The 25,210-nt window shown below is 67.1% G+C and carries 26 protein-coding genes and 1 pseudogene; 11 read left to right on the plus strand and 16 right to left on the minus strand.

Annotated features, from left to right (window positions below; translation table 11 throughout):
* Positions 1-3: 3 nt before the first annotated feature.
* Genes CVUC_RS04905 through CVUC_RS04915 form a run of 3 tightly spaced genes read right to left on the minus strand, consistent with a single transcriptional unit; the run spans position 4 to position 2,233 of the window.
* The gene (locus tag CVUC_RS04905) at positions 4-615 is read right to left on the minus strand and encodes an FMN-binding negative transcriptional regulator (protein ID WP_096033880.1); all 612 of its coding nucleotides are present in this window, start codon (positions 613-615) and stop codon (positions 4-6) included.
* Positions 615-1,343 carry an N-acetylmuramoyl-L-alanine amidase gene (locus CVUC_RS04910; protein WP_096033881.1) on the minus strand — a complete coding sequence of 243 codons (729 nt, stop codon included), beginning with the start codon at positions 1,341-1,343 and terminating at the stop codon, positions 615-617. The genes CVUC_RS04905 and CVUC_RS04910 overlap by 1 nt, the downstream gene beginning before the upstream one ends.
* Complete coding sequence (locus tag CVUC_RS04915) at positions 1,340-2,233, minus strand: DMT family transporter (RefSeq protein ID WP_096033882.1); 894 nt, start codon at positions 2,231-2,233, stop codon at positions 1,340-1,342. Before CVUC_RS04915 ends, CVUC_RS04910 begins: the two co-directional genes overlap by 4 nt.
* Before the next feature lie 197 nt (positions 2,234-2,430).
* Between CVUC_RS04915 and CVUC_RS04920 the strand changes: the two genes are divergently transcribed.
* The 4 genes and pseudogenes from CVUC_RS04920 to CVUC_RS20310 form a co-directional block, all read left to right on the plus strand.
* Positions 2,431-3,927, plus strand: coding sequence for a flavin-containing monooxygenase (locus tag CVUC_RS04920; RefSeq protein WP_096033883.1), 1,497 nt, complete (start codon positions 2,431-2,433; stop codon positions 3,925-3,927).
* Between the two features lie 74 nt (positions 3,928-4,001).
* Positions 4,002-4,901, plus strand: coding sequence for an oxygenase MpaB family protein (locus tag CVUC_RS04925; RefSeq protein ID WP_096033884.1), 900 nt, complete (start codon positions 4,002-4,004; stop codon positions 4,899-4,901).
* A gap of 131 nt (positions 4,902-5,032) precedes the next feature.
* Positions 5,033-5,410: a hypothetical protein gene (locus CVUC_RS04930; RefSeq protein ID WP_096033885.1), complete on the plus strand. Its 378-nt coding sequence runs from the start codon at positions 5,033-5,035 to the stop codon at positions 5,408-5,410.
* Positions 5,406-5,492 (plus strand): annotated as a pseudogene (locus CVUC_RS20310) (hypothetical protein); the annotation flags it as partial. The gene CVUC_RS04930 and the pseudogene CVUC_RS20310, both read left to right, overlap by 5 nt.
* A gap of 108 nt (positions 5,493-5,600) precedes the next feature.
* On the opposite strand, the gene CVUC_RS04935 reads toward CVUC_RS20310, so the two are convergent.
* From CVUC_RS04935 to CVUC_RS04950, 4 genes are all read right to left on the minus strand, one after another.
* Positions 5,601-6,125, minus strand: a complete 525-nt coding sequence (locus tag CVUC_RS04935) for an SgcJ/EcaC family oxidoreductase (protein WP_096033886.1) — start codon at positions 6,123-6,125, stop codon at positions 5,601-5,603.
* A 67-nt stretch (positions 6,126-6,192) separates the two neighbouring features.
* Positions 6,193-7,005 (minus strand): helix-turn-helix domain-containing protein, encoded by an 813-nt coding sequence (locus CVUC_RS04940; RefSeq protein ID WP_096033887.1) that lies wholly within the window; start codon positions 7,003-7,005, stop codon positions 6,193-6,195.
* Positions 7,006-7,017: 12 nt separating this feature from the next.
* Positions 7,018-7,614 carry a DUF3052 family protein gene (locus CVUC_RS04945; protein ID WP_096033888.1) on the minus strand — a complete coding sequence of 199 codons (597 nt, stop codon included), beginning with the start codon at positions 7,612-7,614 and terminating at the stop codon, positions 7,018-7,020.
* 2 nt (positions 7,615-7,616) lie between these two features.
* Complete coding sequence (locus CVUC_RS04950) at positions 7,617-8,414, minus strand: crotonase/enoyl-CoA hydratase family protein (protein ID WP_010920431.1); 798 nt, start codon at positions 8,412-8,414, stop codon at positions 7,617-7,619.
* Between the two features lie 173 nt (positions 8,415-8,587).
* Here CVUC_RS04950 and CVUC_RS04955 point away from each other — a divergent pair, with 173 nt between their 5' ends.
* The 3 genes from CVUC_RS04955 (at position 8,588) to CVUC_RS04965 (ending at position 12,494) form a co-directional block, all read left to right on the plus strand.
* A complete protein-coding gene (locus tag CVUC_RS04955; RefSeq protein ID WP_010920432.1) occupies positions 8,588-8,950 on the plus strand; it encodes a response regulator in 363 nt (120 codons plus the stop codon).
* Positions 8,951-9,000: 50 nt separating this feature from the next.
* Positions 9,001-9,615: a pyridoxamine 5'-phosphate oxidase family protein gene (locus CVUC_RS04960; protein WP_096033889.1), complete on the plus strand. Its 615-nt coding sequence runs from the start codon at positions 9,001-9,003 to the stop codon at positions 9,613-9,615.
* Positions 9,616-9,686: 71 nt separating this feature from the next.
* Positions 9,687-12,494: a M16 family metallopeptidase gene (locus CVUC_RS04965; protein ID WP_096033890.1), complete on the plus strand. Its 2,808-nt coding sequence runs from the start codon at positions 9,687-9,689 to the stop codon at positions 12,492-12,494.
* 53 nt (positions 12,495-12,547) lie between these two features.
* On the opposite strand, the gene CVUC_RS04970 is transcribed toward CVUC_RS04965, so the two are convergent.
* From CVUC_RS04970 to fliX, 3 genes are all read right to left on the minus strand, one after another.
* Entirely contained in the window at positions 12,548-14,152 is a 1,605-nt protein-coding gene (locus CVUC_RS04970) for a M28 family metallopeptidase (RefSeq protein WP_164468172.1), read from the minus strand.
* A 128-nt stretch (positions 14,153-14,280) separates the two neighbouring features.
* Entirely contained in the window at positions 14,281-14,709 is a 429-nt protein-coding gene (gene dksA / locus CVUC_RS04975) for an RNA polymerase-binding protein DksA (RefSeq protein ID WP_010920436.1), read from the minus strand.
* A 211-nt stretch (positions 14,710-14,920) separates the two neighbouring features.
* Positions 14,921-15,355 carry a flagellar assembly regulator FliX gene (gene fliX / locus CVUC_RS04980; protein ID WP_010920437.1) on the minus strand — a complete coding sequence of 145 codons (435 nt, stop codon included), beginning with the start codon at positions 15,353-15,355 and terminating at the stop codon, positions 14,921-14,923.
* A 230-nt stretch (positions 15,356-15,585) separates the two neighbouring features.
* Here fliX and CVUC_RS04985 point away from each other — a divergent pair, with 230 nt between their 5' ends.
* From CVUC_RS04985 to flbY, 3 genes are read left to right on the plus strand one after another with little or no spacing between them, the layout of a single operon-like run.
* A complete protein-coding gene (locus CVUC_RS04985) occupies positions 15,586-16,698 on the plus strand; it encodes a flagellar basal body P-ring protein FlgI (RefSeq protein ID WP_010920438.1) in 1,113 nt (370 codons plus the stop codon).
* Positions 16,698-17,033: a rod-binding protein gene (locus tag CVUC_RS04990; protein WP_096033891.1), complete on the plus strand. Its 336-nt coding sequence runs from the start codon at positions 16,698-16,700 to the stop codon at positions 17,031-17,033. Before CVUC_RS04985 ends, CVUC_RS04990 begins: the two co-directional genes overlap by 1 nt.
* Positions 17,034-17,037: 4 nt before the next feature.
* Positions 17,038-17,487, plus strand: a complete 450-nt coding sequence (flbY, locus tag CVUC_RS04995) for a flagellar basal body protein FlbY (RefSeq protein ID WP_096033892.1) — start codon at positions 17,038-17,040, stop codon at positions 17,485-17,487.
* 2 nt (positions 17,488-17,489) lie between these two features.
* Here flbY and CVUC_RS05000 read toward each other — a convergent pair whose 3' ends face one another.
* From CVUC_RS05000 to CVUC_RS05025, 6 genes are all read right to left on the minus strand, one after another.
* A complete protein-coding gene (locus tag CVUC_RS05000; RefSeq protein WP_096033893.1) occupies positions 17,490-18,119 on the minus strand; it encodes a class I SAM-dependent methyltransferase in 630 nt (209 codons plus the stop codon).
* A 16-nt stretch (positions 18,120-18,135) separates the two neighbouring features.
* Positions 18,136-19,395 (minus strand): DUF3422 domain-containing protein, encoded by a 1,260-nt coding sequence (locus CVUC_RS05005; protein WP_096033894.1) that lies wholly within the window; start codon positions 19,393-19,395, stop codon positions 18,136-18,138.
* A 61-nt stretch (positions 19,396-19,456) separates the two neighbouring features.
* A complete protein-coding gene (locus tag CVUC_RS05010) occupies positions 19,457-21,064 on the minus strand; it encodes an ABC-F family ATP-binding cassette domain-containing protein (protein ID WP_096033895.1) in 1,608 nt (535 codons plus the stop codon).
* Positions 21,021-21,134, minus strand: a complete 114-nt coding sequence (locus CVUC_RS05015) for a hypothetical protein (protein WP_024265822.1) — start codon at positions 21,132-21,134, stop codon at positions 21,021-21,023. Before CVUC_RS05015 ends, CVUC_RS05010 begins: the two co-directional genes overlap by 44 nt.
* 65 nt (positions 21,135-21,199) lie before the next feature.
* Entirely contained in the window at positions 21,200-21,361 is a 162-nt protein-coding gene (locus CVUC_RS05020) for a hypothetical protein (RefSeq protein WP_010920444.1), read from the minus strand.
* A gap of 120 nt (positions 21,362-21,481) precedes the next feature.
* Positions 21,482-21,946 (minus strand): hypothetical protein, encoded by a 465-nt coding sequence (locus tag CVUC_RS05025; RefSeq protein WP_096033896.1) that lies wholly within the window; start codon positions 21,944-21,946, stop codon positions 21,482-21,484.
* A 240-nt stretch (positions 21,947-22,186) separates the two neighbouring features.
* Between CVUC_RS05025 and uvrA the strand changes: the two genes are divergently transcribed.
* Positions 22,187-25,093, plus strand: coding sequence for an excinuclease ABC subunit UvrA (gene uvrA, locus CVUC_RS05030; protein WP_096033897.1), 2,907 nt, complete (start codon positions 22,187-22,189; stop codon positions 25,091-25,093).
* Positions 25,094-25,210 lie beyond the last annotated feature (117 nt).

The following is a 25,210-nucleotide window of genomic DNA, read 5'->3' on the forward strand; positions in this document are numbered from 1 at the left end:
GCCTCAGCGCTCCACCCCGACCTCGCGCATCAGCCCCGCGATCGGATGCTCGCCCAGCCCCTTGGCCGCGCCCAGGCGATCGCTGTCGGCCTTGTTCTGCGAGAGCTTGAAGGTCCCCTGCAGGCGCTCGACGAACAGGCGTCCGCCCTGGATACCGCGCAGCAGGGCCTCGAACTTGCCGGGCTTCATCTTGTGGCGGGTCCAGGGGGCCTTGGGTGCAAGACGAGCCTCCTCCTGGGCCGACAGGTCGTCGAGCAGCGCGATCAGCTCGGCCTCGTTCAGCGGCGCCACCGAGCCCTCGGCCTCGACGGAGAGATAGTTCCAGGTCGGCACCTGATCAGGGCTCTCGTACCAGTCGGGGCTGACATAGGCGTCGGGGCCGGTCGCCAGGGCGATGGCCGGAAAGCCTTGCGTCAGGTACGGCGTCAGGACGTTGCCGCGCGACAGGTGGAAGTCGAGCGCGATCTCGCCGTCCAGCTCGCGGATCACGATCGGCGATTGGGCCACGAACGGCCGGCCGCCCACGGAGGCGGCGATGGTCACGAACGGATGGGCCCGCAGGAAATCGAGCAGGACCGCGCGGTCCTCGACGCGGAAAGCCGGGGCCGGATGCATCAGTCGGCCGCCGCCCGCAGCAGGCCCACGAGGCGCGCCCGGGTCTCGCCGTCAGCGATACCGTCGAAGCGGCTCTGCAGCCAGTGGCGCTGGAAGGCGGAGACGACGGTGGTCGTCCATTCGTCGTACTGGCCGCTGGGCGCACAGTCGTAGCCCAAGCGCGTCAGCCCCGCCTGCAGCGCAAAGACGCCGGTCCCCTCCTCGCCCTGGCCCAGCGGCGCGCCGGGCGAGGGCGCAGGCTCGATCCACAGGCCATGGCCGCTTTCGGCGAGGCGCTTCCAGGGGAAAAGCTCGCCCGGATCGATCTTGCGGGCGGGCGCGACGTCGGAGTGGCCGAGAATACGGCTGTCGGGGATCATCCAGCGCGAGCGGATATCGGCCAAAAGGTTGATCACCGCGGCGATCTGGGCCTCCGGGAACGGGCGATAGCCGAACTCGTGGCCGGGATTGACGATCTCGATCCCGACCGAGGCCGAGTTGATGTCCTTGACGCCCTTCCAGAAGGCCGCGCCGGCGTGCCAGGCCCGGCGTTCCTCGGCCACGAGGCGCACGATGCGGCCGTCCTCCTCGACGCAGTAGTGCGCGCTGACCTTGGCGTCCGGATCGCGCAGGCGCTCGATCGCCGCCTCGCCGGTCTCCATGCCCGTGTAGTGCAGGATCACCGTGTCGGGCACGGCCTTGCGGGCGTCGAAATTGGGCGACGGGGCCTCGATCAGGGACAGGCTCATTGCAGGCGGCTCCGCAGGGACGTCAGCAGGGGCATGACCTGATTCCGCCGCAGCGCGATGATCAGAACGCCCAGCAGCGCCAGGGCCGCGCCGATCCCCATCCGCAGATCGAAGTGGTCGTTGGTGACCACCACGCCCATGCCGATCGTGAAGAGCGGCGTCATCAGGGTCAGCGGCGCGATCAGATTGGCCTCATAGCGCTGGATCAGGCCGTAATAGGCCGTATGGGCCAGGATCGAAACCACCACCGCCGAGAAGACCACCGCCGCGACGAACGGCCAGCCTGCGGCAAAGCCCGCCGCCACCTGCCCCGGCTCCATGAAGGCGCTCATCGCCGCCAGCGGCCAGACCGAGGAAAAGCCGACCCAGGCCTGGAACTGCAGCGGTTTGACGCCTTCGATCTGCTTCATCATCACCGCGCCCAGCGAACCGGTGAAGGCGGCCGCGACGATCAGCCAAAGGCCCGCCGACAGCTCGATGCCTTTGGGGCTCCACATCACCACCACCGCGCCCAGCAAGGTGAGCGCGATGCCGAGGCCCCGGCGCCAGCGGATCTTCTCACCCAGGATCAGCACCGACAGCAGGGTCGTGAACGGCACCCCGACCTGGATCACCACCGAGGCGGCCGACGGCGAGGCGGTCTGGAAGCCCATGAACAGGAGGGCGAAATTGCCGCCGCCCATCAGAAGGCCGACCAGCACCATCCGCCAGGTCGGCCTGGGCGCGGGCAGCAGCCAGTGCAAGGTCAGCGCCGCCACCAGCGCAAAGCGCACGGCCGCATAGTACAGCGGCGGCACGCCCCAATGGGCGACCACCAGCTTGGAGATGATGTTGCTGCCCGCCCAGATCAGGCAGATCAGCACCAGAAGGCCAAAGTCGCGAAGGGACATGCAACACCGCTTAAGCCCCCGCCCCTTCCGTACGCAATCAAAACCCGCATCGCCGTCGACGGGTCCCGGTTGACGTTCGGTCAAAACGGTCGTTTGTTGGTGAACAGCGTTCACATAAGCCGCGTCGGGTCAACCGTCGGGCGCACGCGTTGGGACCACGCAAGCGCGCCGCGCTTGCCACAGGGGGCGGGACACATATGGCCATGCAACATGTCGACGTACTGATCGTGGGCGCGGGGCTTTCAGGGATCGGCGCAGCCTATCACCTGCAAAAGCACTGCCCGGGCAAGACCTACGCGATCCTCGAAGGGCGCGAGGCGATCGGCGGCACCTGGGACCTGTTCCGCTATCCGGGCATCCGCTCCGACAGCGACATGTACACCCTGGGCTACAGCTTCAAGCCGTGGAAGGCGGCCAAGGCCATCGCTGATGGCCCGTCGATCCTGGACTATGTCCGCGAGACCGCGCGCGAGCACGACATCGACCGCCACATCCGCTTCAAGCATCTGGTCAAGCGCGCCAGCTGGTCCACCGAAACCGCGACCTGGACGGTCGAGGCCGAACACGACGGCAAGCCGGTCACCTTCACCTGCCGCTTCCTGCACATGTGCGCGGGCTACTATCGCTATTCGGCCGGCTACACGCCGGACTTCGCCGGGACTGAGCGCTTCAAGGGCCGCATCGTCCATCCGCAGCACTGGCCCGAAGACCTCGACTACAGCGGCAAGAGGGTCGTGGTGATCGGCAGCGGCGCCACCGCCGTGACTCTGGTGCCCGAGATGGCCAAGACCGCCGCCCACGTCACCATGCTGCAGCGCTCGCCGACCTATGTGGTGTCGCGTCCGGCCGAGGACGGGATCGCCAACTGGCTGCGCTCGAAACTGCCGGCGATGACCGCCTACGGCATCACGCGGTGGAAGAACGTGCTGTTCCAGCTGTTCTTCTACAACCTGGCCCGCAAGAAGCCCGGGAAGGTCAAGGAACGCCTGCTCTCGATGGTCCGCGATCATCTGGGTCCCGACTACGACGTCGAGACCCACTTCACGCCGCGCTACAATCCCTGGGACCAGCGCCTGTGCCTGGTGCCCGACGCCGACCTGTTTGACGCCATCAAGAGCGGCGCGGCCTCGGTGGTCACCGACCACATCGAGACCTTCACCGAGACCGGCATCCAGCTGAAATCCGGCAAGACCCTGGACGCCGACGTCATCGTCACCGCCACGGGCCTGCAGCTCCAGTTGCTGAGCGGCATGGAGGTCGTGGTCGACGGCAAGGTCGCCGACCTGTCGCAGTCGATGAGCTACAAGGGCATGATGTTCAGCGACGTGCCGAACCTGGCCTCGGTGTTCGGCTACACCAACGCCAGCTGGACGCTGAAGGCCGACCTGACCAGCGAATATGTCTGCCGCCTGCTCAACCACATGGACCACACCGGCGCCGACTACTGCGTGCCGCGCCTCGACGGTGAGGTCGAGGCCGCGCCGTGGCTGGACTTCTCGTCGGGCTACATCACCCGCTCGATCGGCCACTTCCCCAAGCAGGGGACGCGCAAGCCCTGGAAGGTGCACCAGAACTATGCGCTGGACCTGATGACCCTGCGCATGGGCAAGGTCGAGGACGGCGTCATGCAGTTTGGCCGCAAGACCGGCGCGACGGCGAAGGCCAAGCCTGAGAAGGCCTTGGAACCGGCCTGATCTGAAACGCAAGGGGCGAAGGCATGGCTTTCGCCCCTCCGCCGGGATCGGATTGAGAGGCGAAAAGCCCTGAGATGATCGGTCCGTCCTCCTATCTCGGCTGGAAGATCGACTACGCCAACCCGCCCGGCGAGCCGGCCCTTCTGGACCCCGGCTCGATGCACTGGCGCGTCTACAAGAACCCGATCGCCCTGGCGGTCGGGGGCGTGGCGGCGGTGCTGCTGGAGTTCGCCGAGCCGCGCATCCGGTCGGGAGTCTGGGACCACTCGACCTTCAAGGCCGATTCGATCGGCCGCGCCATGCGCACCGGAACCGCCGCCCTGATCGGGGTGTATGGCCCGGCGTCAGCCGCGCGACGGGTCATCCAGGGCGTCACCCATATGCATGAGCGCGTGTCGGGTGAAACGCCGGGCGGCCAAGCCTATACGGCTCTGGACCCCGAGCTTTTAAACTGGGTCGCCGCCACGGCCGTCTATGGCTTCGTCAGCGCCTATGATCGGTTCGTCGCGCCGCTGACCGAGGCGGAAAAGACCCGCTTCTACGAAGAGGCCGCGCCTGTCGCCCGCCTCTATGGCGCGACGGACTCGCCAGGCTCGGAGGCCGAATTCATGGCGATGCTGCAGGCGCTGTCGCCACGCTTCGAGCCGCATCCGATCGTGGATGAGTTTCTGGAGACCATCGCGTCCGGCAAGGCCGCCCCGGTCGTCCCAAGGCCCCTGCATCGCGCGCTCGCGCGGGCCGCCGTCTCGCTCCTGCCGCCGATGGTGCGCGAGACGCTGGCGTTAGGGCGTGCGTACGACCTCACCGGGATGGACGCAGCCGCCCTGAAGACCGCCGGCAGGCTCGCCGACAGGATCGCCCTTCGCAGCGCCCCACCCTGCCAGGCCAGCATGCGCCTGGGGCTGCCGTATGACTTCCTCTATCAGAGCGAGGCGGAGCGAAGGCGGCTGCTCGAGGCCTCTCGGCAAGGGTAAGTTCCGCTCCCGTTGCAAGTGGAGAGGACTGGAAATGAAGAACAGAGGGTCCCTTCTCGCCGGTTCGTTGGCCTGAGGTTGACGCTAGGAATTACAAATGTAGCTTACAATACGACAATCAGGAGGTCGCGATGCCAGAGGCGCTCTGGAGTGTTTTCGAGAACGCGGCGGCCCCGCAAAGGATTGTCCTGGCCCTGCTCTATGCAGCGCCTCCGGCCACGCTTGTCTCCGCCGCGTTGGCGATCAGAACACGCAGGGAAGCCTGGCGACGAATTGTCGCTGAGTTACGGATCGTAGGTCCGGCGCTTGGCCTATTCATGGCCGGCCTGAACAGCTTCCACATGGGGCAAACCATACAGAAGCTCCCGTTCGACCCCACCCTCAAGCAAGTTACACCCGGCATCTTCGAGATAGCCACATTCGCAAGCCTCGGCGCGTTCGTAGGTCTCGTCGCCGTCGCCGCGCATGTAGCGGTCTCATTCAGTACGCCCGGAGAGCGGACTTATTGAACGCCGGCGTCGGGTGGTGAGGAGACCATGCTCCCTCTCCCACAGGGAGAGGGTTGGGGAGAGGGGTTACGGTGTTCGACAGGATCGCCCTCCGCAGCGCGTCGCAACGGCAGGGCGTTCTTGAGACTGGTCGGGCATGGACCGGCAAGCCCTCTAGATGAAAGTGGCCGCTCAAGCCTCTTGAGCGCGATCAGGCCGGCTTCATCCGCAGCACCGGATCATTGTTGGCGGCGTCTTGGTTCACGATCGTGTTGTGCCCGTGGATGAAGCGCCAGACCCCTTCCCTCTCGACCGCCAGCAGGGTCAGTCGATCATGCGCCCGAGGCATCTGGCGACCATCGGGCGTGACGTAGGCGTCCTGGATCAAGGTGACCACCGCCAGGGCCGAGCCGGGGGCGATGGTGCGCGCCTCAACGCTCACCAGCTCCTGCTTGCAGTCCTTGAAGATGGTCTTGAGGAACGCGGTGTGCGCGAAGACGATCTGATCGCGCCCCCGCCAATGCATGCCCACCACGTTCACCCACGAGCCGTCCGGCCAGAAGATCTCCGCGAACCGCTCCGGCGCATTGGTGTTCCAAGCGGTGAAATAGGCCTGGATCAGGGTCTGGATCGCGTCGGTTCCCTCGCCCGCCTTCACCGTCGTCGTCGTCATCGCCAATCCCCCCGCCATCAACATCGTGCGTCTATCGATCATGTCCGCGTCCTCGCCCGCCATGCCCGCACGCTAGGACGGCGCGACGGCGGCCGATTGTAATTTTCCGACACGCGGCGGGCCGAAACCCTCAGCTGGAGCCGCTCTCGCGCGCCGGCGCCAGGGACCGCGCCAGCCGCTGGGGCGTCTCGCCGGACAGCGCGCGAAACTCGTGGATCATGTGCGCCTGATCGACATAGCCGGCCGCATGGGCGATGGCGGCCCAGCCGGTGGCGTCCCCCAACTCGTGCAGCCGCAGAGCCTCCCGGAACCGCAGGATCCGCGCATAGCGCTTGGGCGCGACACCGACCGCCGCCGTGAAGCGCCGTTCGAACTGTCGCTCGCTCAGGTCGGTCAGCGCCGCCAGTTCAGCCACCCGGACACCGCCCGTCAGCCGCGTCATCTGGCGCGCCGCCCAGGCGATGGGGTCCTCTGGCGCGCCCGAGACCAGACGCCCTAGCCAGGCTTCCGCGATGGCGACACGATGGGTCATGTCCGGCGTCGCGGCGAGCCGCTCGCTAACCTCGCCGACACGCTCGCCCAGCACCGATCGCGCGTCGTGGGCCTGGTCGGTCAACACGGTCGTCGGATGGCCAAACAGGGCGCTGAAACCCGTCGGCGTGAACTGGATGGTGAAGAGATCAAGCTGACCGGTCAGCAGCACATCCACCCGGCGGTAGGTCTGGGGCCCTACGAGCACGGCGGGCGGCGCCGTATCGACCGCCCCGGTGGCCGCCTCGCGCACCCGGTAGCGATCGGCGAGATAGAATTCCAGAAAGTGCTCGGGCCGGGCCGGCAGCGGCCGAGGCACGATCAGCACGTCCAGCCGCTGCGATCGCGCCTCAAACGCTCGGACGAAGGGGGCGAGCCATGGACTGGGGCGGTGTCTCTGGACCGTGAACACCGCCCCGCGCCCCTACCCGCCCTTGCGCCGCACGAACCGCAGCGCTGTGTGCGTGCTCGAAAACCCGCAGACCTTGGTGTCCGAGAACCCCATGCCGCGCGCCGCGCCCAGGATGTCGGTGTCCTTCAGCGGCGCGCCCTTGCCCTTGCGCGAGACGACCCAGATCGCACCCTTGTCGGCCAGGGCGCCCTTCCAGTCGTCCATGCGGTCGAGATCGGCCAGGTCCTCGGCGGCCAGGAACAGGATGTCGATATCCTCGTCAGCGTCGGTCGGCTCCACGCGGGTCAAGAGCTCTTCAAGGAACGCCTCGTCCTCGACCCCGTCGATCACCACGGTCATGCCGGGCTTCACGCCCAGCTTGTCCAGCCGCGAGGGCGGGTTGAGGATCGCGTGGACCCACTTGTCGGCCTGGCCGGGTTCCAGGGTGAAGCGCGTGCCGTCGCTCAAGACCAGGTCGTCGTCCTCGGCGCGCACGTTCTTGAGGGCGTGGCCCTGATAGATGCCGCGCACCGCGCCGCGGAAGATCAGCTTGGGCGGCTCCCACAGAAGCTTGCCCTCGCTCTCGCCGTCGGACAGCTGGCCCCAGACGCCGCTCGCCTCCTTACCCATCCTCAGGCGCCCTTGAACACAGGGCTGCGCTTCTCGAGGATCGCGTCGACGCCTTCCATGTGGTCCTCGGTGTGGTGGGCGATGGCCTGGGCCGCCGCGCTCATCTCCATCAGGGTGTCATAGCTGGCGGTCTGGCCGTGCTTGAGCAGGCTCTTGGCCATGCGCAGGGCGTGCGGCGGTTGCTGGGCGATCCGCTCGGCCAGGGCCAGGGCCTCGCCCATCAGGTCGCCGGCCGGGACGGCCTTGCTGATCAGGCCCCACTCGGCGGCCTTGGCCGCATCGATGACGTCGCCGGTGAACAGAAGCTCGGCCGCGCGGCTCATGCCGATCGTGCGCGGCATCAGCCAGGCGCCGCCGTCGCCGGGGATCAGGCCCAGCTTCAGGAAGGTGACGCCGAACCTAGCGGTGTCGGCGGCGATGCGGATGTCGGTCATGCAGGCCACATCGCAGCCCAGGCCGATGGCTGCGCCGTTCACGGCCGCGATCGACGGAACTTCCAGGCCATAGATGGCGCGGACGATGCGGTGGATGTTCTTGCGGTAGCCGTCGCGCACCTTGACGCCGTTGCCGCCGAACGCGCCTTCGCGGGCCTTCATCGCCTTGACGTCGCCGCCGGCCGAGAAGGCTTTTCCCGCGCCGGTCAGGATCACGCAGCGGATGTCCTGGTCGTCATTGATCGCCTCGCAGGCCGCCGCCACCTGATCGCCATCCCCCGGCGCGCCCAAAGCGTTCATTGCATCTGGCCGATTCAGAGTAAGGATAGCGATGTGACCGCGCTTTTCGGTGAGGATCAGAGACAAAGGGACGCTCCTGCCAAGGCTTATTTTCCCATTCCTTAGCCTGTTTTGGGCCAGAACACAGCCAAGCAAGCCATGACAACGATGGCATCTTCTCACATCACGAAAATGCGACTGGCGCGCGGGCGCGAGCCGACATTCAAATAAGTCTTGGGACGAGAAAGAAGGCTACGGCGATGACCGAGCTCGAAAAGGCCCGACACGTGCTGATCATCGAGGATGAAATCCTCGTCGCGTTCGAGGTCGAAGCCCTCCTGGCGGAACAGGGCTTCACCAGTTTCGACATCGCCGACAGCCCCGGCGACGCGCTGGCCCTTGCCCTGGCCAATCCCCCCGATCTGATCACGGCGGACTACCGCATTGTGGGCGGGACAGGCGTGGAGGCTGTCGAGGCGATCCAGCGGCGGCTCGGGCATATTCCGGTGGTGTATGTGACGGGCAACGCCGATCAGGTTCGAGACGGTCTCAAGCCCGTGGTCGACAAGCCGATCTCGCCGCGCCATCTGGCCGAAGCCTGCGCGCGAGCGTTCGCCGCCTGAGATGGCCACCGCCGCGTCACGCGCCTGAGACAGGCCCACGGGAGGACGCGATGCACCAGATCACCACCGTCGAGGCGCTTGAAGCTCTGTACCAGCCAGCGCCTGTTCCAGCCTCGACCGTGAAGGTCAGCGACCATATCACAGCGCACTACGCCGCGCTGATCCAGGCCTCGCCGTTCGTGGCCCTGGCCACCGTCGGCCCTGAAGGCCTGGACTGCAGCCCGCGCGGCGACCTGCCCGGCTTTGTCCGCATCGCCCATCCGCGCACGCTGATGTTGCCCGACCGGCGCGGCAACAATCGCATCGATTCCCTGCGCAACATCGTCCGCGATCCGCGTGTCGCTTTGCTGTTCCTGATCCCTGGCTCGGGCACGACCTTTCGCGTCAACGGCCGCGCGGTGCTGAGCGCCGATCCCGCCCTGCTGGACAGCTTCGCCGTCGACGGCAAGCCGCCCCGCACGGTGACCGTCGTGACGGTTGAGGAAGCCTACTTCCAGTGCGCGCGGGCGATCGTGCGCTCGGGGCTTTGGAAACTTGAAAGCCAGGTGGATCCCCAGACCCTGCCGACGCCGGGCGCCATGCTGGCGGCCGTCACCGCCGGCGAGGTCGGCGGCGAGGCCTATGACCGTGAGTGGCCCGGCCGAGCGGCCAAGAGCCTCTGGTAGAGATCACCGCCAAATCGAGAGTGGGGACGCTTGCCATCGCACTCACGCGCAACCTACGGTGCAGGCGCTCAATGGGGAGCGCCCTCCTAGCGGGAATGACTATGAAGAAGCTGTTCGCGTCCGCCGCCATTGCGGCCCTTGTCGCCGCCTCGCCGGCGCTCGCCGCCGCGCCCGCCAAGGCCGTTGCGCCCAAGGCTGCAGCGAAGGTCACCGGCGCCATGGCCTCCGCCCTGCCGACCATCGACATCCCGCACACCACCTTCAAGCTCTCCAACGGCCTGACTGTCATCGTCCATGAGGACCGCAAGGCGCCGATCGTCGCGGTGAACATCTGGTACCATGTCGGCTCCAAGAACGAGCCGGCCGGCAAGACCGGTTTTGCGCACCTGTTCGAACACCTGATGTTCAACGGCTCGGAAAACTTCAACGACGACTGGTTCAAGGCGCTGGAGAAGCTGGGCGCCACGGACCTGAACGGGACGACCAACAAGGATCGGACCAACTATTTCCAGAACGTGCCGACGGCGGCGCTGGACCAGGTGCTTTGGCTGGAAAGCGACCGCATGGGCTGGCTCCTGAACGCCATCGACAAGGCCAAGCTGGATGAGCAGCGCGGGGTCGTCCAGAACGAGAAGCGCCAGGGCGAGAACCAGCCCTATGGCCAAGTCTGGAACGTCATCACCGAAAGCACCTACCCGAAGGATCACCCCTACGGTCACACCGTCATCGGCTCGATGGCCGATCTTGACGCCGCGTCGCTGGACGACGTGAAGACCTGGTTCAAGAACTACTACGGCCCCGCCAACGCCACGCTGGTGCTGGCCGGCGACATCTCGGTCGCCGAGGCCAAGGCCAAGGTCGAAAAGTATTTCGGCAATATCCCCTCGGGCCCGCCGGTGACCCGCCAGAAGGAATGGATCGCCAAGCGGACCGGCTCTCAGCGCGCCGAGATGCAAGACCGCGTGCCGCAGACGCGCATCTACAAGGTGTGGAACACGCCGGGCTTCGGCGCCGCCGACACCGACTATCTGGACCTGCTGAGCGACGTGCTGGTTTCGGACAAGACCTCGCGGCTCTACAAGCGCCTGGTCTTCACCGACCAGTCCGCCACCGCCGTCGGCGCCAGCGTCAGCCCCAGCGAGATCGGCGGCCAGTTCATCGTCACCCTGACCGTCAAGCCGGGCGGTGATCCGGCCGCGGTGGAAAAGGCGTTCGACGAAGAGTTCCAGCGCCTGCTGCGCGACGGCCCCACACCCGAAGAAGTCGCCAAGGTCCGCACCAACAGCCTGGCCAATGTTGTGCGCGGCGCCGAGCGGATCGGCGGCTTCGGCGGCAAGTCCGATCTCCTGGCCCAAAACCAGGTCTTTCTGGGCGACCCCGGCGCCTACAAGCACAGCCTCGAACGCGTCCGTAACGCCAAGCCGGCCGACTTGGTGGCGGCGGGTCGCAAATGGCTGACCGACGGCGACTTCACCCTGACGGTGTCGCCCTTCCCGAATTACAAGGTCGCGACCGCAGGCGCGGACCGCAAGGTCATGCCCGAGGTCGGCGCGCAGAAGCCCCCGAGCTTCGTCAAGCTGCACCGCGGGGCGCTGTCGAACGGCCTGAAGGTCGTCCTGGCCGAGCGTCGCGATACGCCGCAGGTCCAGTTCAGCCTGCTCTTCGACGCGGGTCAGGCGGCCGAGCCCGGCGGCAAGGCGGGCGTGTCGTCCCTGGCGGTCGGCATGATGACCGAGGGCACGACCAACCGCGACAACCTGACTCTCAGCCGCGAGCTGGCGCAGTTGGGCGCCGAGGTGCGCACCGGCAACGGCCTCGACACCTCGACCGTGTCGCTGAACACCCTGACCACCACCTTGGATCCGGCCCTGGCGCTGTATGCCGACATCCTGCGCAATCCGGCCTACACGCCGGACGATCTGACCCGCCGCAAGCGCCTGTCGATCGCCGGTATCCAGCAGACCAAGCAGAACCCGAACGCCATGGCCTCGCGGATCCTGCCGGTGCTGGCCTATGGCCCGTCCAGCCCCTATGGCGTGCTGTCCACCGAGGCCAGCGTCGGCGCCACTACGCGGGATGATCTGATCGCCTACCAGAAGGCCTGGCTGCAGCCCAAGGACGCCACCCTGATCATCGTCGGCGACACCACGCTGGAACAGATCATGCCGAAGCTGGAAGCGCAGCTCGGCGGCTGGACGGGCGCTCAGGCCAAGGCCAAGCCGCCCGTCACCGTCGCGCCGAACAAGGGCGCGGTCTATCTGATCGACAAGCCCGGCGCCCAGCAGTCGATGCTGATGGTCGGAAATCTGATCCCGCCGCGCGATCCGGCCGACGAAGCCGCGATCGACGTGATGAACACCCTGTTCGGCGGCGACTTCGTCTCGCGCCTGAACATGAACCTGCGTGAGGACAAGCATTGGTCCTACGGCGCCGGCAGCTTCGTGCGCGCCGCCCGCGGCACCCGCCTGTTCCAGGCCTACGCCCCGGTGCAGACCGACAAGACCGCCGAGTCGTTCGCCGAAGCCCGCAAGGAGCTTCTCGGGATCATCGGCGACAAGCCGATCACCGCCGCCGAACTGGCCAAGGCCCAGAACAGCCTGACCCTGTCCCTGCCCGGCACGTGGGAAACCTCCGCCGGCGTCGGCGGCTCGATCTCCGAGCTGGTCAACTTCAACCTGCCCGACAGCTATCCCGAAAACTATCCGCGCGACGTCCGCGCCGTCACCCTCGACACCGCCACCGCAGCGGCGAAGAAGGTGATCAAGCCCGACGAACTGGTCTGGGTGGTGGTCGGCGATCGGGCCAGCGTCGAGCCCAAGCTCAAGGCCATGGGCCTGGAGCTGCGGATCATCGACGCTGACGGCAATCCTGCGAAATAGAGCCTCAAGCGCCGCCGCTCCCGCACCCGGGAGCCGCGGCGCACCAGAGCCGGCTACTTCCCGGTCGCAAACCGCTTGAAGAAGCTGGTCGGGAGCCACTGCGGACGTTCGGGCGTATCGGCGATTTCGCGGATCAGCGTCGCCATATAGGCGTTGAAACGCACCGCCGTCGGCAGATCGAACGGCTGGGAGAGGTCGTCCTTGGGCCCATGGTAGCGCTCGGCGCGCCACTGGCGGTCGGCTGCGGCCTCAGGCGACCCTACCGGATGGGCCAGACGACCGGCGAGCGCCGGAACACCCGTGCGGATGAAGCTGTACTGATCCGAGCGCACGAAACTCAGCTGGTTGGGCGCGGGGTCGGGCATGACGGCAAAGCCCTGGCTGGCGGCTGCGCGGCGCGCGATCGGCCCCAGCGTCGACTCCTCCTCGCCCATGACGATGATGTTGCTGGCCGGACGCGAGGGCATGAACATGTCCATGTTCACGTTGGCGACGATGGCCTTCTTGTCCACGGTCGGCCGCTCGGCGAAGTACTGTGACCCCAGCAGGCCCTGCTCCTCGGCGGTGACCGCCAGGAAGATGATCGAGCGCTTGGGCGGCGCCCCGGCCTTCAGTGCGGCGGCCTGCTCGATCAGCGAGGCCACCCCGCTGGCGTTGTCCATCGCGCCGTTGTTGATCGCATCGCCGTCGATCGGCGCCCCGACGCCCAGGCCGTCCAGATGGGCGGTCAGGACGACGTATTCCTTGGACAGGAGGGGATCAGAGCCCGGCAGCATGGCCGCCACGTTCGGCGAGGTCGCCGGGGTGGTTTCCCGCGAGACCGTCGCCTTGACGCTTTGGTTCAGCGCAAAGCCCGGCAGCGCCTTGCCGGCGTCCGCCAGCACCAGCAGGTCTTCCAGCGTCCGTCCCGAGACCGAAAACAGCTTGCCGGCCTGGGCCGGGTTCATGGCGGCGGTGAAGAACTCGCCCTTCACCGGGTTCATCGCCGGATCGGCCAGCCGCATCTGAGGATCGCCCGCGCGCAGTTTCGACCGCGCCCAGGGAATCTCGACCTGTTTGGGGTTCTGGATCGTGATCAGCCCGATCGCGCCGGCCTTCTGCAGCGACTCCCAGCGGTCGCGCGCGGCATGGGCGCGCAGCGAGGCCGACACGCCCGACGGCCCGCCGCTGAGCACGACCGCGACCTTGCCGCGCAGATCAACGCCGGCGAAGTCGTCATGGCCGGCCTCCGGCATGTGCAGGCCATAGCCCACGAACACCAGCGGCGCCTCGGGCAGACTGGCGGGCTGTGCGATCCGGGCCGTCAGCACCAGATCCTCGCCCAGCACGAGCGGCGTCGGAACGCCGTCCTTCACCAGCGTCACGCTGGAACGCTCGGCCTGGATGCGCTGGACCGCGAACGACACCGGCTGCAGATAACCTTGGGTCCCAGCCGGCTTCAGGCCGTGCGCGGCGAAGCGCTCGGCGACATAGGCCGCGGCGCGGTCGAAACCCGGCGTTCCAGCCAGACGCCCTTCCATATTGTCGTCGGCCAGCACCTTGACGTGCGCCCACCACCGCTCGGTCGCGGAGGTCTCTGCGGCATGGACGAGGGACGCCGAACCGGCGGCGACAAGGGCGGCCAACACGGCCAGGCGATGCGATGAAAGCTTGATCATGGCGCTGACTTTCCAAAAGCGCGCCTGGTCTGGCAAGAGCCGCCGACCAAACAAAAGCGGCCCTGGGCTCCCCACCCAAGGCCGCTTGAAACACATCAGTCGCCCCGAAGGGCGCGCCAAATCAGCGCTTAGTCATCACGGTGGACGCGTTCGCGACGCTCGTGGCGTTCCTGGGCCTCGACGCTCATGGTCGCCGTCGGGCGAGCTTCCAGTCGGGCCAGGCCGATCGGCTCGCCCGTCTCCTCGCAATAGCCATACGAGCCGTCCTCGACGCGGCGCAGGGCCTGGTCGATCTTGGAGATCAGCTTGCGTTGACGATCACGGGTACGGAGCTCAAGAGCCCGGTCGGTTTCCGAGGACGCACGATCGGCCAGATCGGCGTGATTCTCGGTTTCTTTCTGGAGATGGGAAACCGTCTCGCGAGATTCGCGGAGGATCTCTTCCTTCCAGGCCAGCAGCTTTTGCTTGAAATACTCAAGCTGCCGGTCGTTCATAAAAGGCTCGTCCTCGGAAGGACGATAGTCGGATTTCTCTACTAGAACTGTGGCCGTCTGCATAACGCCTCACGCCCCAATGAACTCAGCCCTCGAAGGCCGGGTGCTTATACCAAAAGGTGAGCCGCGTTCAATGAACCTCGCGTGACCGGCGCGTTCACGCGCGCGGTTTCGCTCACCGGGCTCAAAATCGCGGCGATGACACGGGTAGAACGCGCGAACGGACCGAGCGTGGCGGAGAGACCGGACGGTGCGGGTCTCCGCCCAAGCCATGCTATCCGGCCCTGGCCTGCAGCTTGGCCAGTTCGACGGCGGCGCGGGTCTCGATCTCGTTCAAGACCCCTTCCAGGCGGGGATCGTCAGTGGCCTCGCGCTGTTCGCGGATGGCGCGCGACAGGCGATCCAGCGTGGCGTGGGAGATGTCGCCGTCGATCAGGGCGATCCGAACCTCGCCCAGAATGTCGAGAATATTGTCGGCGCGACGGACCGCGCGCTTGCGGCGCTCCAAAGGACCGCCGACCGAGCCCGCAGCCTGCAGCGCGAGCAGCGCGTCGACCGATCCGACGCCGGTCAGCCCACCGACCGAGGCGGTGCTGGCCGCGCCGCTGGCGGCGTTGACCGAGGGCAGCGAAAAGCCCGACGAACCACCGGCCGGCTTGGCCCGCGACGCGCCAGTCGCCGAGACACCCCCCGTGCTGGAAACCTTCATCCGACAGCTCCAAAAGCCACGCGCGCGAGTCACTGACCTCGCCACACACATCACTATCAGTCCCGGCGCTTGAAGTATGGTTAATGCCGGGCAGAATCTGCCGTGAGGCGCCGGCGCGCCCCCGGCCTTGTCCGGAATCCCTTGAGTCACAAGGGCTTGGACACGCTCATAAAACTGGCCCGCTTCTGGCATGGGGCGGCGCGGGGACGTCTCCCCGCCACGGGACAGCCATGCCGCGTTCACTCTTTCGCACCGTTCTGACCGCCCTGGTCGCCGCCTCCTGCCTGATCGCCGCGCCGGCTCTGGCCAAGTCGCGGATCAAGGACATCGTCTCCTTCGAGGGCGTTCGCGAGAACCAGTTGATCGGCTACGGCATCGTCGTGGGCCTCAACGGCACCGGCGACAGCCTGCGCAACGCGCCGATGACCAAGCAGAGCCTCGAGGCCATGCTGGAGCGGCAGGGCGTCAACGTGCGCGACAACAACCTGAACACCAAGAACACCGCCGCCGTCATGGTCACGGCCAACCTGCCGCCGTTCTCGGCTTCGGGCTCGAAGGTCGACGTCACCGTCTCGACCCTGGGCGACGCCAAGAGCCTCTTGGGCGGCACCCTGCTGGTCACCAGCCTGCAGGGCGCGGACGGCCAGACCTATGCGGTCGCTCAAGGCACGGTGCAAACTGGTTCGGTCTCGGCCGGTGGCGCCTCGGGCAGCTCGGTGACCAAGGGCGTGCCGACGGCCGGCCGCATCGCCGGCGGCGGCGTCATCGAGCGCGAGACCGGCTTCCAGATGGTCAATATGGACATCATGCGCCTGACCCTGCGCAATCCGGACTTCACCACCGCCCGCCGCGTCGCCGACGCCATCAACGCCAAGTTCCCCGGCTGCGCCCAGGCCCAGAACCCCACGATCATCGCCACCCGCCCGCCGCCCGGCATGGACATGATCAGCTTCATGACCAACATCGAGAACCTGATGGTCGAGCCCGACGGTCCGGCCAAGGTGGTGATCGACGAGGTGGCCGGCGTCATCGTCATGGGCGACGACGTGCGCATCAGCCAGGTCGCCATCGCCCAGGGCAACCTGACGATCACCGTGCAGGAGAACCCGGCCGTCAGCCAGCCGGCGCCGTTCAGCCAGGGCCAGACCGCTGTCGTTCCGCAGTCGACCGTCAATGTCGAGGAAGAGAAGGGCAAGCAGCTTCTCACGCTTGGCGGCGCGCCGTCGCTGAAGGGCCTGATCGGCGGTCTCAACGCCCTGGGCGTGACGCCGCGCGACATGATTTCGATCCTGCAGGCGGTGAAGGCCGCCGGCGCCCTGCAAGCCGATATCGAGGTGATGTGATGAGCGTCCTCTCCGCCCTGACCAGCCTGACCCCGCGCATCGACGCCGCCGCAACCACCGCCAAACAGCTGGTGATGTCGGCCGAGGAAAAGGCCAAGCGCGCCCAGATCGCCGACACCGCCAAGACCTTCGAGGCCTCGTTCCTGTCGGTGATGACCCAGCAGATGTTCGAAGGGGTGAAGACCTCCGCGCCCTTCGGCGGCGGCAACGGCGAGGCGATGTTCAAGTCGATCCTCACCGACGCGATGTCCAAGGAAATCAGCAAGGCCGGCGGCGTGGGCCTGGCGTCCACCATCCAGCGCGAAATGCTGAAACTTCAGGGCCTGAAGGAGTAAAGTCATGGCCATCGCCGCCGTCGACGCCAACGATCGCGTCCACCAACTGATCCTTCTGACCGAGCGCCTGACCGATCTGATCGCCAAGCAGGCCGTCGCGTTCGAGACCCACCGTCCGCATGAGGCGGCCAAGTACGTCGAGGAGACCTCGAAGCTGGCCAACCTCTATCGGCACGAGTCGATGCGGGTGCGGGCCAATGTTGGACTGGTCGAGAGCGCGCGCCTGGAGCTTCGCCAACGCCTGATGCGGGCCACCGAGGCCTTTGACGCGGTCCTGGCGCGCCAGTCCCGCGCGGTCGAAGCCGCCAAGATCGTCACCGAGGGCCTGGTTCATGCCATCGCCCAGGAAGTCGCCAGCCAGCGCGCCGCACCGGCCACCACCTATGGCGCCGGCGGCATGGTCAATGACCGCCCACAGCACGGCGCGGCGATCACCCTGAACCGCAAGGCTTAAGGCTAGATCAGCGTGAACACGGCGGCGTCACGCACGGCGCCCTCGACGTCGCCGTAGTCAGCGACCGCATGGCGCGCCACCACGGACAGCCGATCGACCGGCAGCGGCGCGCGCCAGGGATCCCCGATCAGCACGGCGACGCCGGCCGTGCGGCACCGGCGCAGAAACGCCTCCGTCCGCGCCGCCAGGTCAGGGGCGTAGAAGAGGTCGCCGACCAGCACCAGATCGACCTCGGGCGGCTCTCCGTCCAAGGGGTCGGCCCGGATAATCCGCACGGCGACACCATTGGCTGCGGCGTTGAGGCGGGTCGCCGCGACGGCGTAAGGATCGACATCGATCGCCGTAACCTCCGCCGCGCCCGCCAGAGCCGCGGCGATCGCCACCAGTCCAGACCCCGCGCCCAGATCGAGCACGGTCCGGCCAGCCACCGTTTCGGGTCGATCCAGGACGTGTCGCGCCAGCACCAGTCCCCCGCCCCACGGCCGGGCCCAATAGGGCGAGCCGAAATCGGCGTCGGCCTTGGCCAGCCGTGAGAGACCGCTGCGCGGTCCGGCGCGATGCAGCCGCACCTCCGGAACGCCGGGTGTCGGTTCCAGGGGCAGATGTTCGCGAATGAATACGTCGAGGTCCAAGGTCTGGACTAAGGGCCTAGTCCCGGCCGGCGATCAACCGCTTCTTGCGGCGATGCAGACTGGCGGCGGCCACGACCAGAACCAGCGGAACCAGACCCGACAGTACGATCTCGGCGCCGCCCGGCCAGCCGTGCAGCCAGGGCTTCAGGAGGTAGCCCAGCAGACCCAGCACGTAGTAGCCGACCGCAAAGATCGACAGCCCCTCGACCAGTCCCTGCAGCTTGGTCTGCAACTGCAGGCTGGCGTCCATGCCGCGCAGGGTTTCCTGGTTCTGGCGGTCCTGGGCCAGGCCAAGCTTGGTGCGCAGAAGGTCGCCGCTGCGCGCGATCCGCACAGACAGATCATCGAGACGCCGATCAGCCGCCTCCCGCGTCCGCATGGCGGGCAAGAGGCGACGGGCGATGAACTCGCTCATGGTCGAATGCCCGGGCACGCGGCGTTCGCGCAGCGCCTCCAGCCGATCCAGCGTCAGGCGGTGATAGGACTCCGTCGCCCCGCGCCGGAACTGGTTCTTGGCGGCCCGCAGCTCGACCTCGGCCGACAGGGCCAGCAGCTGGTCAAGAACCGCCTGGCTGTCCTCGCCGGTCGCCAGCCCGCTGGTGATCGACGCCAGCCGCCCCTCGGCGCCGTCCAGCCAGGCCAGTAACTCGCGCGCCGGAGGGAAGCCGATCAGGGCCAGCTTTCGATAGTTGCCGATCTCCAGCAGGGTCTGGACCAGCCGCGAGACCTCGTCATGAGCCAGACTGTGATTGGCGACATGGATGCGACCCGTGCCGCCCTCGCGCAGGCGGAAATCCGTCCAGATCCGCGCCGCCCCGTCGAACACCTCGCACGAGACGCAGCGATGCAGGTCTATGTGACGCCCCAAAGCGACCTCGGAGGGCGACTGCGCCTCTGGCGCGGACACCGAGATTTCAACCCCGCGAAAGACTTCGCCCGGTGCGCCGTAGAGCCAGAAGAAGGTCTCGGCCGGCTGGGCCTCGAACCCCAGCTCGCTTCCCAGCGGCCCAAAGGCGAACCAGGTCCAGGTCGAGAACTCCTGGTGACGCTCCCACAGCCAGCCGCCGCCGTCATCGGCGATCAGCGCCCGTCCGAGGCCCGGATCCTGCCCCGGCGCGAACAACGCCACAAAGGCGGCCTCGGCGGCGCGCTCGTCCGCATCCACGAGGAACCCCCACTGACGCAGCCGGACCGGCGCGCGATCCAGCGGCAGCGCCCTCAGGTGCATCAGCTCGCTTAGCGCCACCCTCAGCGGATGATCTCGACCGCCGTCCATCTCGCCCTCGCCCTGCGTCGCGGATCATCGAGTCTTGCACGATGTTACCGGTCACATAGACTTAGCCAACATCGCTCGCCGCGTCACCCCCTTTGAGCACGATCCACCGTTCGATACCGATCGCCTCCAGGAAGTCAGCGTCGTGACTGACGACCAGAAGCGCGCCGTCATAGGCCAAAAGCGCTGCTTCGATCGCCGCAATCGAGGCGAGATCCAGGTGATTGGTCGGCTCGTCCAGGATCAGCAGTTGCGGCGGCGTGGCGGCGCAGAGCACGCAGGCCAGGCCGGCTCGCAGGCGCTCGCCGCCGCTCAAGGTTCCCGCCGTCTGATGCGCCGCCGTGTTGCGGAACAGGAAGCGCGCCAGGGCCACATGCGCGTCGTTGACGCTGGCGGCCGGGTTCAGTCGCCGGAAGTTCTCCAGGATCGTCTCGTCGTCCCTCAGCAGGGCGGCACGCTGGTCGAGCAGGGCCGCCGGCGCGCCGAGCCGCACCGAACCGCACGTCGGTGCGAGCTCGCCGGTGATCAAGCCGATCAGCGTGCTCTTCCCCGCACCATTGGGGCCGCTCAGCGCCAGACGCTCGGGCCCGCAGATCCGCATGGACAACCCATCGATCACCCGCCGACCGCCAGGCCAGGCGAAGCCGACATCGTCCAGCGTCAGCACCGTCCGCCCCTCGGGCAAACCGCTGGCGGGCAGCGTGAAGCCCAGCGCCAGCGCCCGCTCCACCCGGGCCTCGGCGGTGGCCCTGGCCGCCTGCGCCTGGGCTGTGAGCTTCTCTGCGAGCTTGACCTCCTTGGCGCCGCTGGTCTCCGCGCGCTCGGCCATCGCGCCGAGCAGGATCTTCGGCGTCCCGCCCCGGTCGGCAAAACGGCGTCCTGCCGCGTCGCGGCGCGCCTTCCTCTCCCGCGCGACCTGGGCCTCGCGGGCGACGCGCCGGACCTCGCGCTCGGCATGGTCGAGATCGCGCTGGGCGGCCTCGGCCTCCAAAGCCTTGCGCTCGGCATAGAGGTCATAGCCGCCGCCATAGGACCGCGCGCCCAGCGACGAGAGCTCGACGATCCGGTCCATGCCGCGCAGCAGAGCGCGGTCGTGGCTGACCACCACCGCCCCACCCCGCCAGCGCGACAGCAACCGGGCGACCACCTCGCGCGCTTCGGCGTCCAGATTGTTGGTCGGCTCGTCCAGCAGCAGGACGTCCGGCGCGGCGACCAGCAGGCGGGCCAGCCCCGCGCGCGTCGCCTGGCCGCCCGATAGCGATGCGGCAGGTCGTTCGAGGTCGAGATCGCCAAGGCCCACATCAGCCAAGGCTTGGTCTAGGCGTCCGGGCAGGTCCCAGTCGGCCTCGACGAAATCGTCCTCGTCAGCCTCGCCGCGCTCGATCCGCGACAAGCGGTCCCAAGCCGGCCCAGAGCCCAACAGGTCGACCAGACGTGTCAGGCTGGACAGGTCGGGGATCTGCGCCAGAACGCCGACCGCGCCCGCCCTGGCGATAGTTCCAGACCTGGGGGCGCGCGCGCCGGCGATCAGCGCCAGCAAGGTGCTCTTGCCCACGCCGTTACGCCCAACGAGACCGATCCGCTCGGCCCCGATCGCGAGGTTCAGATTTTCGAAGAGAAGCCGGCCGTCAGGCGTGGCGGCGGCGACAGAATCCAGGGTGATGAAGGACATGCAAGCCCACGGTCAGGGAAACGGGAAGGACGAAGCGGTCTTCCGTCTTGCTGATCATGGGAGCCTCCATCGAATGCTTAGGGGGCGGTTTCTACGCCCGCGAACCGGGTTCGACAAGCGTGGCGGCGGGTCGGCCTAGCTCGGCGACATGGTATTCAGGACGTAGAGCAATGAGCCGATGCCGCCGATGAACACCAGCATGTCGATGACGATGGAGCGCGGCTTTGGGACCCGCAAGGCGTCGAACGCCTCGTGCTTGGCTTCCTGCTTTCCGCTTTCAGCGGCCTTCTTGGCCATGATCGGCTCCCTCGGCGCGTCGGGATTTGTCCCGAGCCTGGCGGATGAAGCACGCCCAGCCTGAAGAACCCGCTTCCAAACAGGGTTGAGGGATTGCGAACAGGCCCTAGCAGCGCTCCCTTACTTCCTGGGCGCTTCGCTCGCGACGCCATCGGTCAAGACGTTGCAGAGTTTCATTTGATCAGAAAGGACGGCCTTGGCGATGGCGTCACCTTTCTGGAAGCTTGGAACAACCGCATTCGCAAAACGAAAGCGGGCGTCCGCCAAACTCTTGCGATCAACCTCGCCCCGCGCCTGCAAGATTTCGAACGTTCGCAGCAGCGACGGCGTGTAGAGCACGTTCGGAGGCGTAAAGAGCGGCGGGTATAGAAACTGCGGCGCCCCTTCACCCGGCGCGATAATCGTACTGGCCGTGACGTCTGGATCGGTCAGCAGGAAGCGCGTGACGTCACAGGCGGCCAACGCCTCCGCCCAGTTCTGGGCCTTGTTTAGGTCCAGCACGTTTAGGGCGGACTGCTCTTCGGCGATCGCAGGCGACACAAGGGCCGCGGACGTCGCGAGAACAAGGAGCAGGCGACAACTCATGGGCGCATCTTGCAGCGAAAGCCTACCCTGGCAACAGTGATGTTGCGCCCATTCGCTCAGAGGCTACGCACCGCTATCAAGGCTTGGCAAAGCGCCTTGCTGACATCTGCTGTCAGCAAGGCAGCGGCTTGAGCACGCGCGACATTTGTTCGCATCTTGTTCTTGTGTTAATCGGCGCGCTGAGCCCTACATATAGCCGCTGCGCCGCGCCCACCCGCGCGGTCCAACGTTCCGGAAAACATGGCTGAGCAACTGAACTTCATCCGCGTTCGCGGCGCCCGTGAGCACAATCTGAAAGACGTCAGCGTCGACATCCCGCGCGGCGAGCTGGTCGTGCTGACCGGCCTGTCGGGCTCGGGCAAGTCGTCCCTGGCGTTCGACACGATCTACGCCGAGGGCCAGCGCCGTTACGTGGAGAGCCTGTCGGCCTATGCCCGCCAGTTCCTGGAGCTGATGAGCAAGCCGGACGTGGATCTGATCGAGGGCCTGTCGCCGGCGATCTCGATCGAGCAGAAGACCACCAGCCGCAACCCGCGCTCGACCGTCGGCACGGTGACCGAGATCCACGACTATATGCGTCTGCTGTGGGCGCGGGTCGGGACCCCCTACTCGCCCGCCACGGGCCTGCCGATCGAGAGCCAGACCATCAGCCAGATGGTCGACAAGATCACCGCCCTGCCCGAAGGCACGCGCCTCTACCTGCTGGCCCCCGTCGTTCGCGACCGCAAGGGCGAGTACAAGAAAGAGATCGCCGAGTGGCAGAAGGCCGGCTTCCAGCGGCTGAAGATCGACGGGCAGTACTACCCGATCGAGGACGCCCCGGCGCTGGACAAGAAGTTCAAGCACGACATCGACGTGGTCGTGGACCGCGTGGTGACCAAGCCCGACATGGAGCAGCGCCTGGCCGACTCGATCGAGCAGGCCTTGCGTCTGGCCGACGGCCTGGCCGTCGCCGAATTCGCCACGCTGGAAGAGGGCGAGACCGAGCCCAGGCGCATCCTGTTCTCCGAACGCTTCGCCTGCCCGGTCAGTGGCTTCACGATCGCCGAGATCGAGCCGCGGCTGTTCTCGTTCAACAATCCGGCCGGCGCCTGCCCGGTCTGCGACGGCCTGGGCGCGAAGCTGGCCTTCGACGCCGATCTCGTCATCCCGGACAAGGACCGCACCCTGCACGGCGGCGCGGTCGCGCCTTGGGCGAAAGGTCCTTCCCCGCTCTACACCCAGACCCTGCAGGCCCTGGCGCGGCACTACGGTTTCTCGATGGACGAGCCGTGGCACAAGCTGTCGGCCGACGCCCGCGACGTGGTGCTGAACGGCTCCAAGGGCCAGAAGATCAAGTTCGTCTATGACGACAACGCCCGCAAATACGAGGTCGAAAAGCCGTTCGAAGGCGTGCTGCCGAACCTAGAGCGCCGCTGGCGTGAAACCGACAGCAGCTGGGTGCGCGAGGAGCTGGGCCGCTTCCAGTCCGACACCCCTTGCGAGAGCTGCCACGGCAAGCGCCTGAAGCCCGAGGCCCTGGCGGTGAAGGTGTCCGGCATGGACATCGCCGAGGTGTCGATGATGGCCATCCGCCCGGCTCGCGACTGGTTCGCCGGCCTGGAAGGCAAGCTCTCCGACAAGCAGATGGAAATCGCCCGGCGGATCCTGAAGGAGATCAACGACCGCCTACGGTTCCTGGTCGATGTGGGCCTCGACTATCTGAACATGTCGCGCGGCTCGGGCACGCTGTCGGGCGGCGAGAGCCAGCGCATCCGCCTGGCCAGCCAGATCGGCTCAGGCCTCACGGGGGTTCTCTACGTGCTGGATGAGCCGTCGATCGGCCTGCACCAGCGCGACAACACCCGCCTCCTGACCTCGCTGCAGGGCCTGCGGGACCTGGGCAATTCGGTGCTGGTGGTCGAGCACGACGAGGAAGCCATCCTCACCGCCGACTATGTGATCGACATGGGCCCGGCCGCCGGCGTCCACGGCGGCGAGATCGTCGCCCAGGGCAAGCCCGCCGAGATCATGGCCAACCCCAACAGCGTCACCGGCCAGTACCTCACCGGCGCCCGCGAGATCGAGGTGCCCGAACAGCGCCGGCCGTTCAGCAAGAAGAAGATGCTGCGCGTCGTCGGCGCCACCGGCAACAACCTGAAAGGCGTCACGGCCGAGATCCCCGTGGGCACCTTCACCTGCATCACCGGGGTATCGGGCGGCGGCAAGTCGACCTTCACGATCGAGACCCTGTACAAGGCCGCCGCGCGCCGTCTGAACAACGCCAGCGACGCCCCCGCCCCGCACGAGCGGATCGAGGGCCTGGAGCACTTCGACAAGGTCATCGACATCGACCAGAGCCCGATCGGCCGCACCCCGCGCTCGAACCCTGCGACCTATACCGGCGCGTTCGGCCCGATCCGCGACTGGTTCGCCGGCCTGCCGGAAAGCAAGGCGCGCGGCTATGGTCCGGGGCGCTTCAGCTTCAACGTCAAGGGCGGCCGCTGCGAGGCCTGTCAGGGCGACGGTGTCATCAAGATCGAGATGCACTTCCTGCCCGACGTCTACGTCACCTGCGATATCTGCAAGGGCAAGCGCTACAACCGCGAAACGCTCGACGTGGTCTTCAAGGGCAAGACGATCGCCGACGTGCTGGACATGACCGTCGAAGAGGCCGCCGACTTCTTCAAGGCGGTGCCGCCGATCCGCGACAAGATGGAGACGCTGAAACGCGTCGGCCTCAGCTACATCAAGGTCGGCCAACAGGCGACGACCCTGTCGGGCGGCGAGGCCCAGCGTGTGAAGCTGTCCAAGGAGCTGTCCAAGCGCGCCACCGGCCGCACGCTCTACATCCTCGACGAGCCGACCACCGGCCTGCACTTTGAAGACACCAAGAAGCTCCTGGAGGTGCTGCACGAGCTGGCCGACCAGGGCAACACCGTGGTCGTCATCGAGCACAATCTCGACGTGGTGAAGACCGCCGACTGGCTGCTGGACTTCGGTCCCGAGGGCGGCGACGGCGGCGGCGAGATCGTCGCGGTCGGCTCGCCCCAGGACGTGGCCAAGGTCGAGGCCAGCTGGACCGGCCGCTACCTGAAGGAGCTGCTGGACCGCCACGAGGAGCGCCGCAAGGCGCGGGTGGCGGCGCTGAAGGCCAAGCGGGCTTAAGGCGGCTCAGCAGGCTGGCGCGGCTTAGAGCCTGTCTGGTTTAGATGGAGTCATCTAAACTAGATAAACAGGCTCTAAAATCAAACATTTAGAGCCCTTTCAAACGCTTTAGATGAT

The sequence above is a fragment of the Caulobacter vibrioides genome, from assembly GCF_002858865.1.
Taxonomy (GTDB): Bacteria; Pseudomonadota; Alphaproteobacteria; order Caulobacterales; family Caulobacteraceae; genus Caulobacter; species Caulobacter vibrioides.

Excerpts from the sequence above, each read along its gene's own strand:
- CVUC_RS04905 (WP_096033880.1), bottom strand. The coding sequence starts at position 615 with ATGCATCCGGCCCCGGCTTTCCGCGTCGAGGACCGCGCGGTCCTGCTC.
- CVUC_RS04910 (WP_096033881.1), bottom strand. The coding sequence starts at position 1,343 with ATGAGCCTGTCCCTGATCGAGGCCCCGTCGCCCAATTTCGACGCCCGC.
- CVUC_RS04915 (WP_096033882.1), bottom strand. The coding sequence starts at position 2,233 with ATGTCCCTTCGCGACTTTGGCCTTCTGGTGCTGATCTGCCTGATCTGG.
- CVUC_RS04920 (WP_096033883.1), top strand. The coding sequence starts at position 2,431 with ATGGCCATGCAACATGTCGACGTACTGATCGTGGGCGCGGGGCTTTCA.
- CVUC_RS04925 (WP_096033884.1), top strand. The coding sequence starts at position 4,002 with ATGATCGGTCCGTCCTCCTATCTCGGCTGGAAGATCGACTACGCCAAC.
- CVUC_RS04930 (WP_096033885.1), top strand. The coding sequence starts at position 5,033 with ATGCCAGAGGCGCTCTGGAGTGTTTTCGAGAACGCGGCGGCCCCGCAA.
- CVUC_RS04935 (WP_096033886.1), bottom strand. The coding sequence starts at position 6,125 with ATGGCGGGCGAGGACGCGGACATGATCGATAGACGCACGATGTTGATG.
- CVUC_RS04945 (WP_096033888.1), bottom strand. The coding sequence starts at position 7,614 with ATGGGTAAGGAGGCGAGCGGCGTCTGGGGCCAGCTGTCCGACGGCGAG.
- CVUC_RS04955 (WP_010920432.1), top strand. The coding sequence starts at position 8,588 with ATGACCGAGCTCGAAAAGGCCCGACACGTGCTGATCATCGAGGATGAA.
- CVUC_RS04960 (WP_096033889.1), top strand. The coding sequence starts at position 9,001 with ATGCACCAGATCACCACCGTCGAGGCGCTTGAAGCTCTGTACCAGCCA.
- CVUC_RS04965 (WP_096033890.1), top strand. The coding sequence starts at position 9,687 with ATGGGGAGCGCCCTCCTAGCGGGAATGACTATGAAGAAGCTGTTCGCG.
- CVUC_RS04970 (WP_164468172.1), bottom strand. The coding sequence starts at position 14,152 with ATGATCAAGCTTTCATCGCATCGCCTGGCCGTGTTGGCCGCCCTTGTC.
- dksA (WP_010920436.1), bottom strand. The coding sequence starts at position 14,709 with ATGCAGACGGCCACAGTTCTAGTAGAGAAATCCGACTATCGTCCTTCC.
- fliX (WP_010920437.1), bottom strand. The coding sequence starts at position 15,355 with ATGAAGGTTTCCAGCACGGGGGGTGTCTCGGCGACTGGCGCGTCGCGG.
- CVUC_RS04985 (WP_010920438.1), top strand. The coding sequence starts at position 15,586 with ATGCCGCGTTCACTCTTTCGCACCGTTCTGACCGCCCTGGTCGCCGCC.
- CVUC_RS04990 (WP_096033891.1), top strand. The coding sequence starts at position 16,698 with ATGAGCGTCCTCTCCGCCCTGACCAGCCTGACCCCGCGCATCGACGCC.
- flbY (WP_096033892.1), top strand. The coding sequence starts at position 17,038 with ATGGCCATCGCCGCCGTCGACGCCAACGATCGCGTCCACCAACTGATC.
- CVUC_RS05005 (WP_096033894.1), bottom strand. The coding sequence starts at position 19,395 with ATGGACGGCGGTCGAGATCATCCGCTGAGGGTGGCGCTAAGCGAGCTG.
- CVUC_RS05010 (WP_096033895.1), bottom strand. The coding sequence starts at position 21,064 with ATGTCCTTCATCACCCTGGATTCTGTCGCCGCCGCCACGCCTGACGGC.
- CVUC_RS05015 (WP_024265822.1), bottom strand. The coding sequence starts at position 21,134 with ATGGAGGCTCCCATGATCAGCAAGACGGAAGACCGCTTCGTCCTTCCC.
- CVUC_RS05020 (WP_010920444.1), bottom strand. The coding sequence starts at position 21,361 with ATGGCCAAGAAGGCCGCTGAAAGCGGAAAGCAGGAAGCCAAGCACGAG.
- CVUC_RS05025 (WP_096033896.1), bottom strand. The coding sequence starts at position 21,946 with ATGAGTTGTCGCCTGCTCCTTGTTCTCGCGACGTCCGCGGCCCTTGTG.
- uvrA (WP_096033897.1), top strand. The coding sequence starts at position 22,187 with ATGGCTGAGCAACTGAACTTCATCCGCGTTCGCGGCGCCCGTGAGCAC.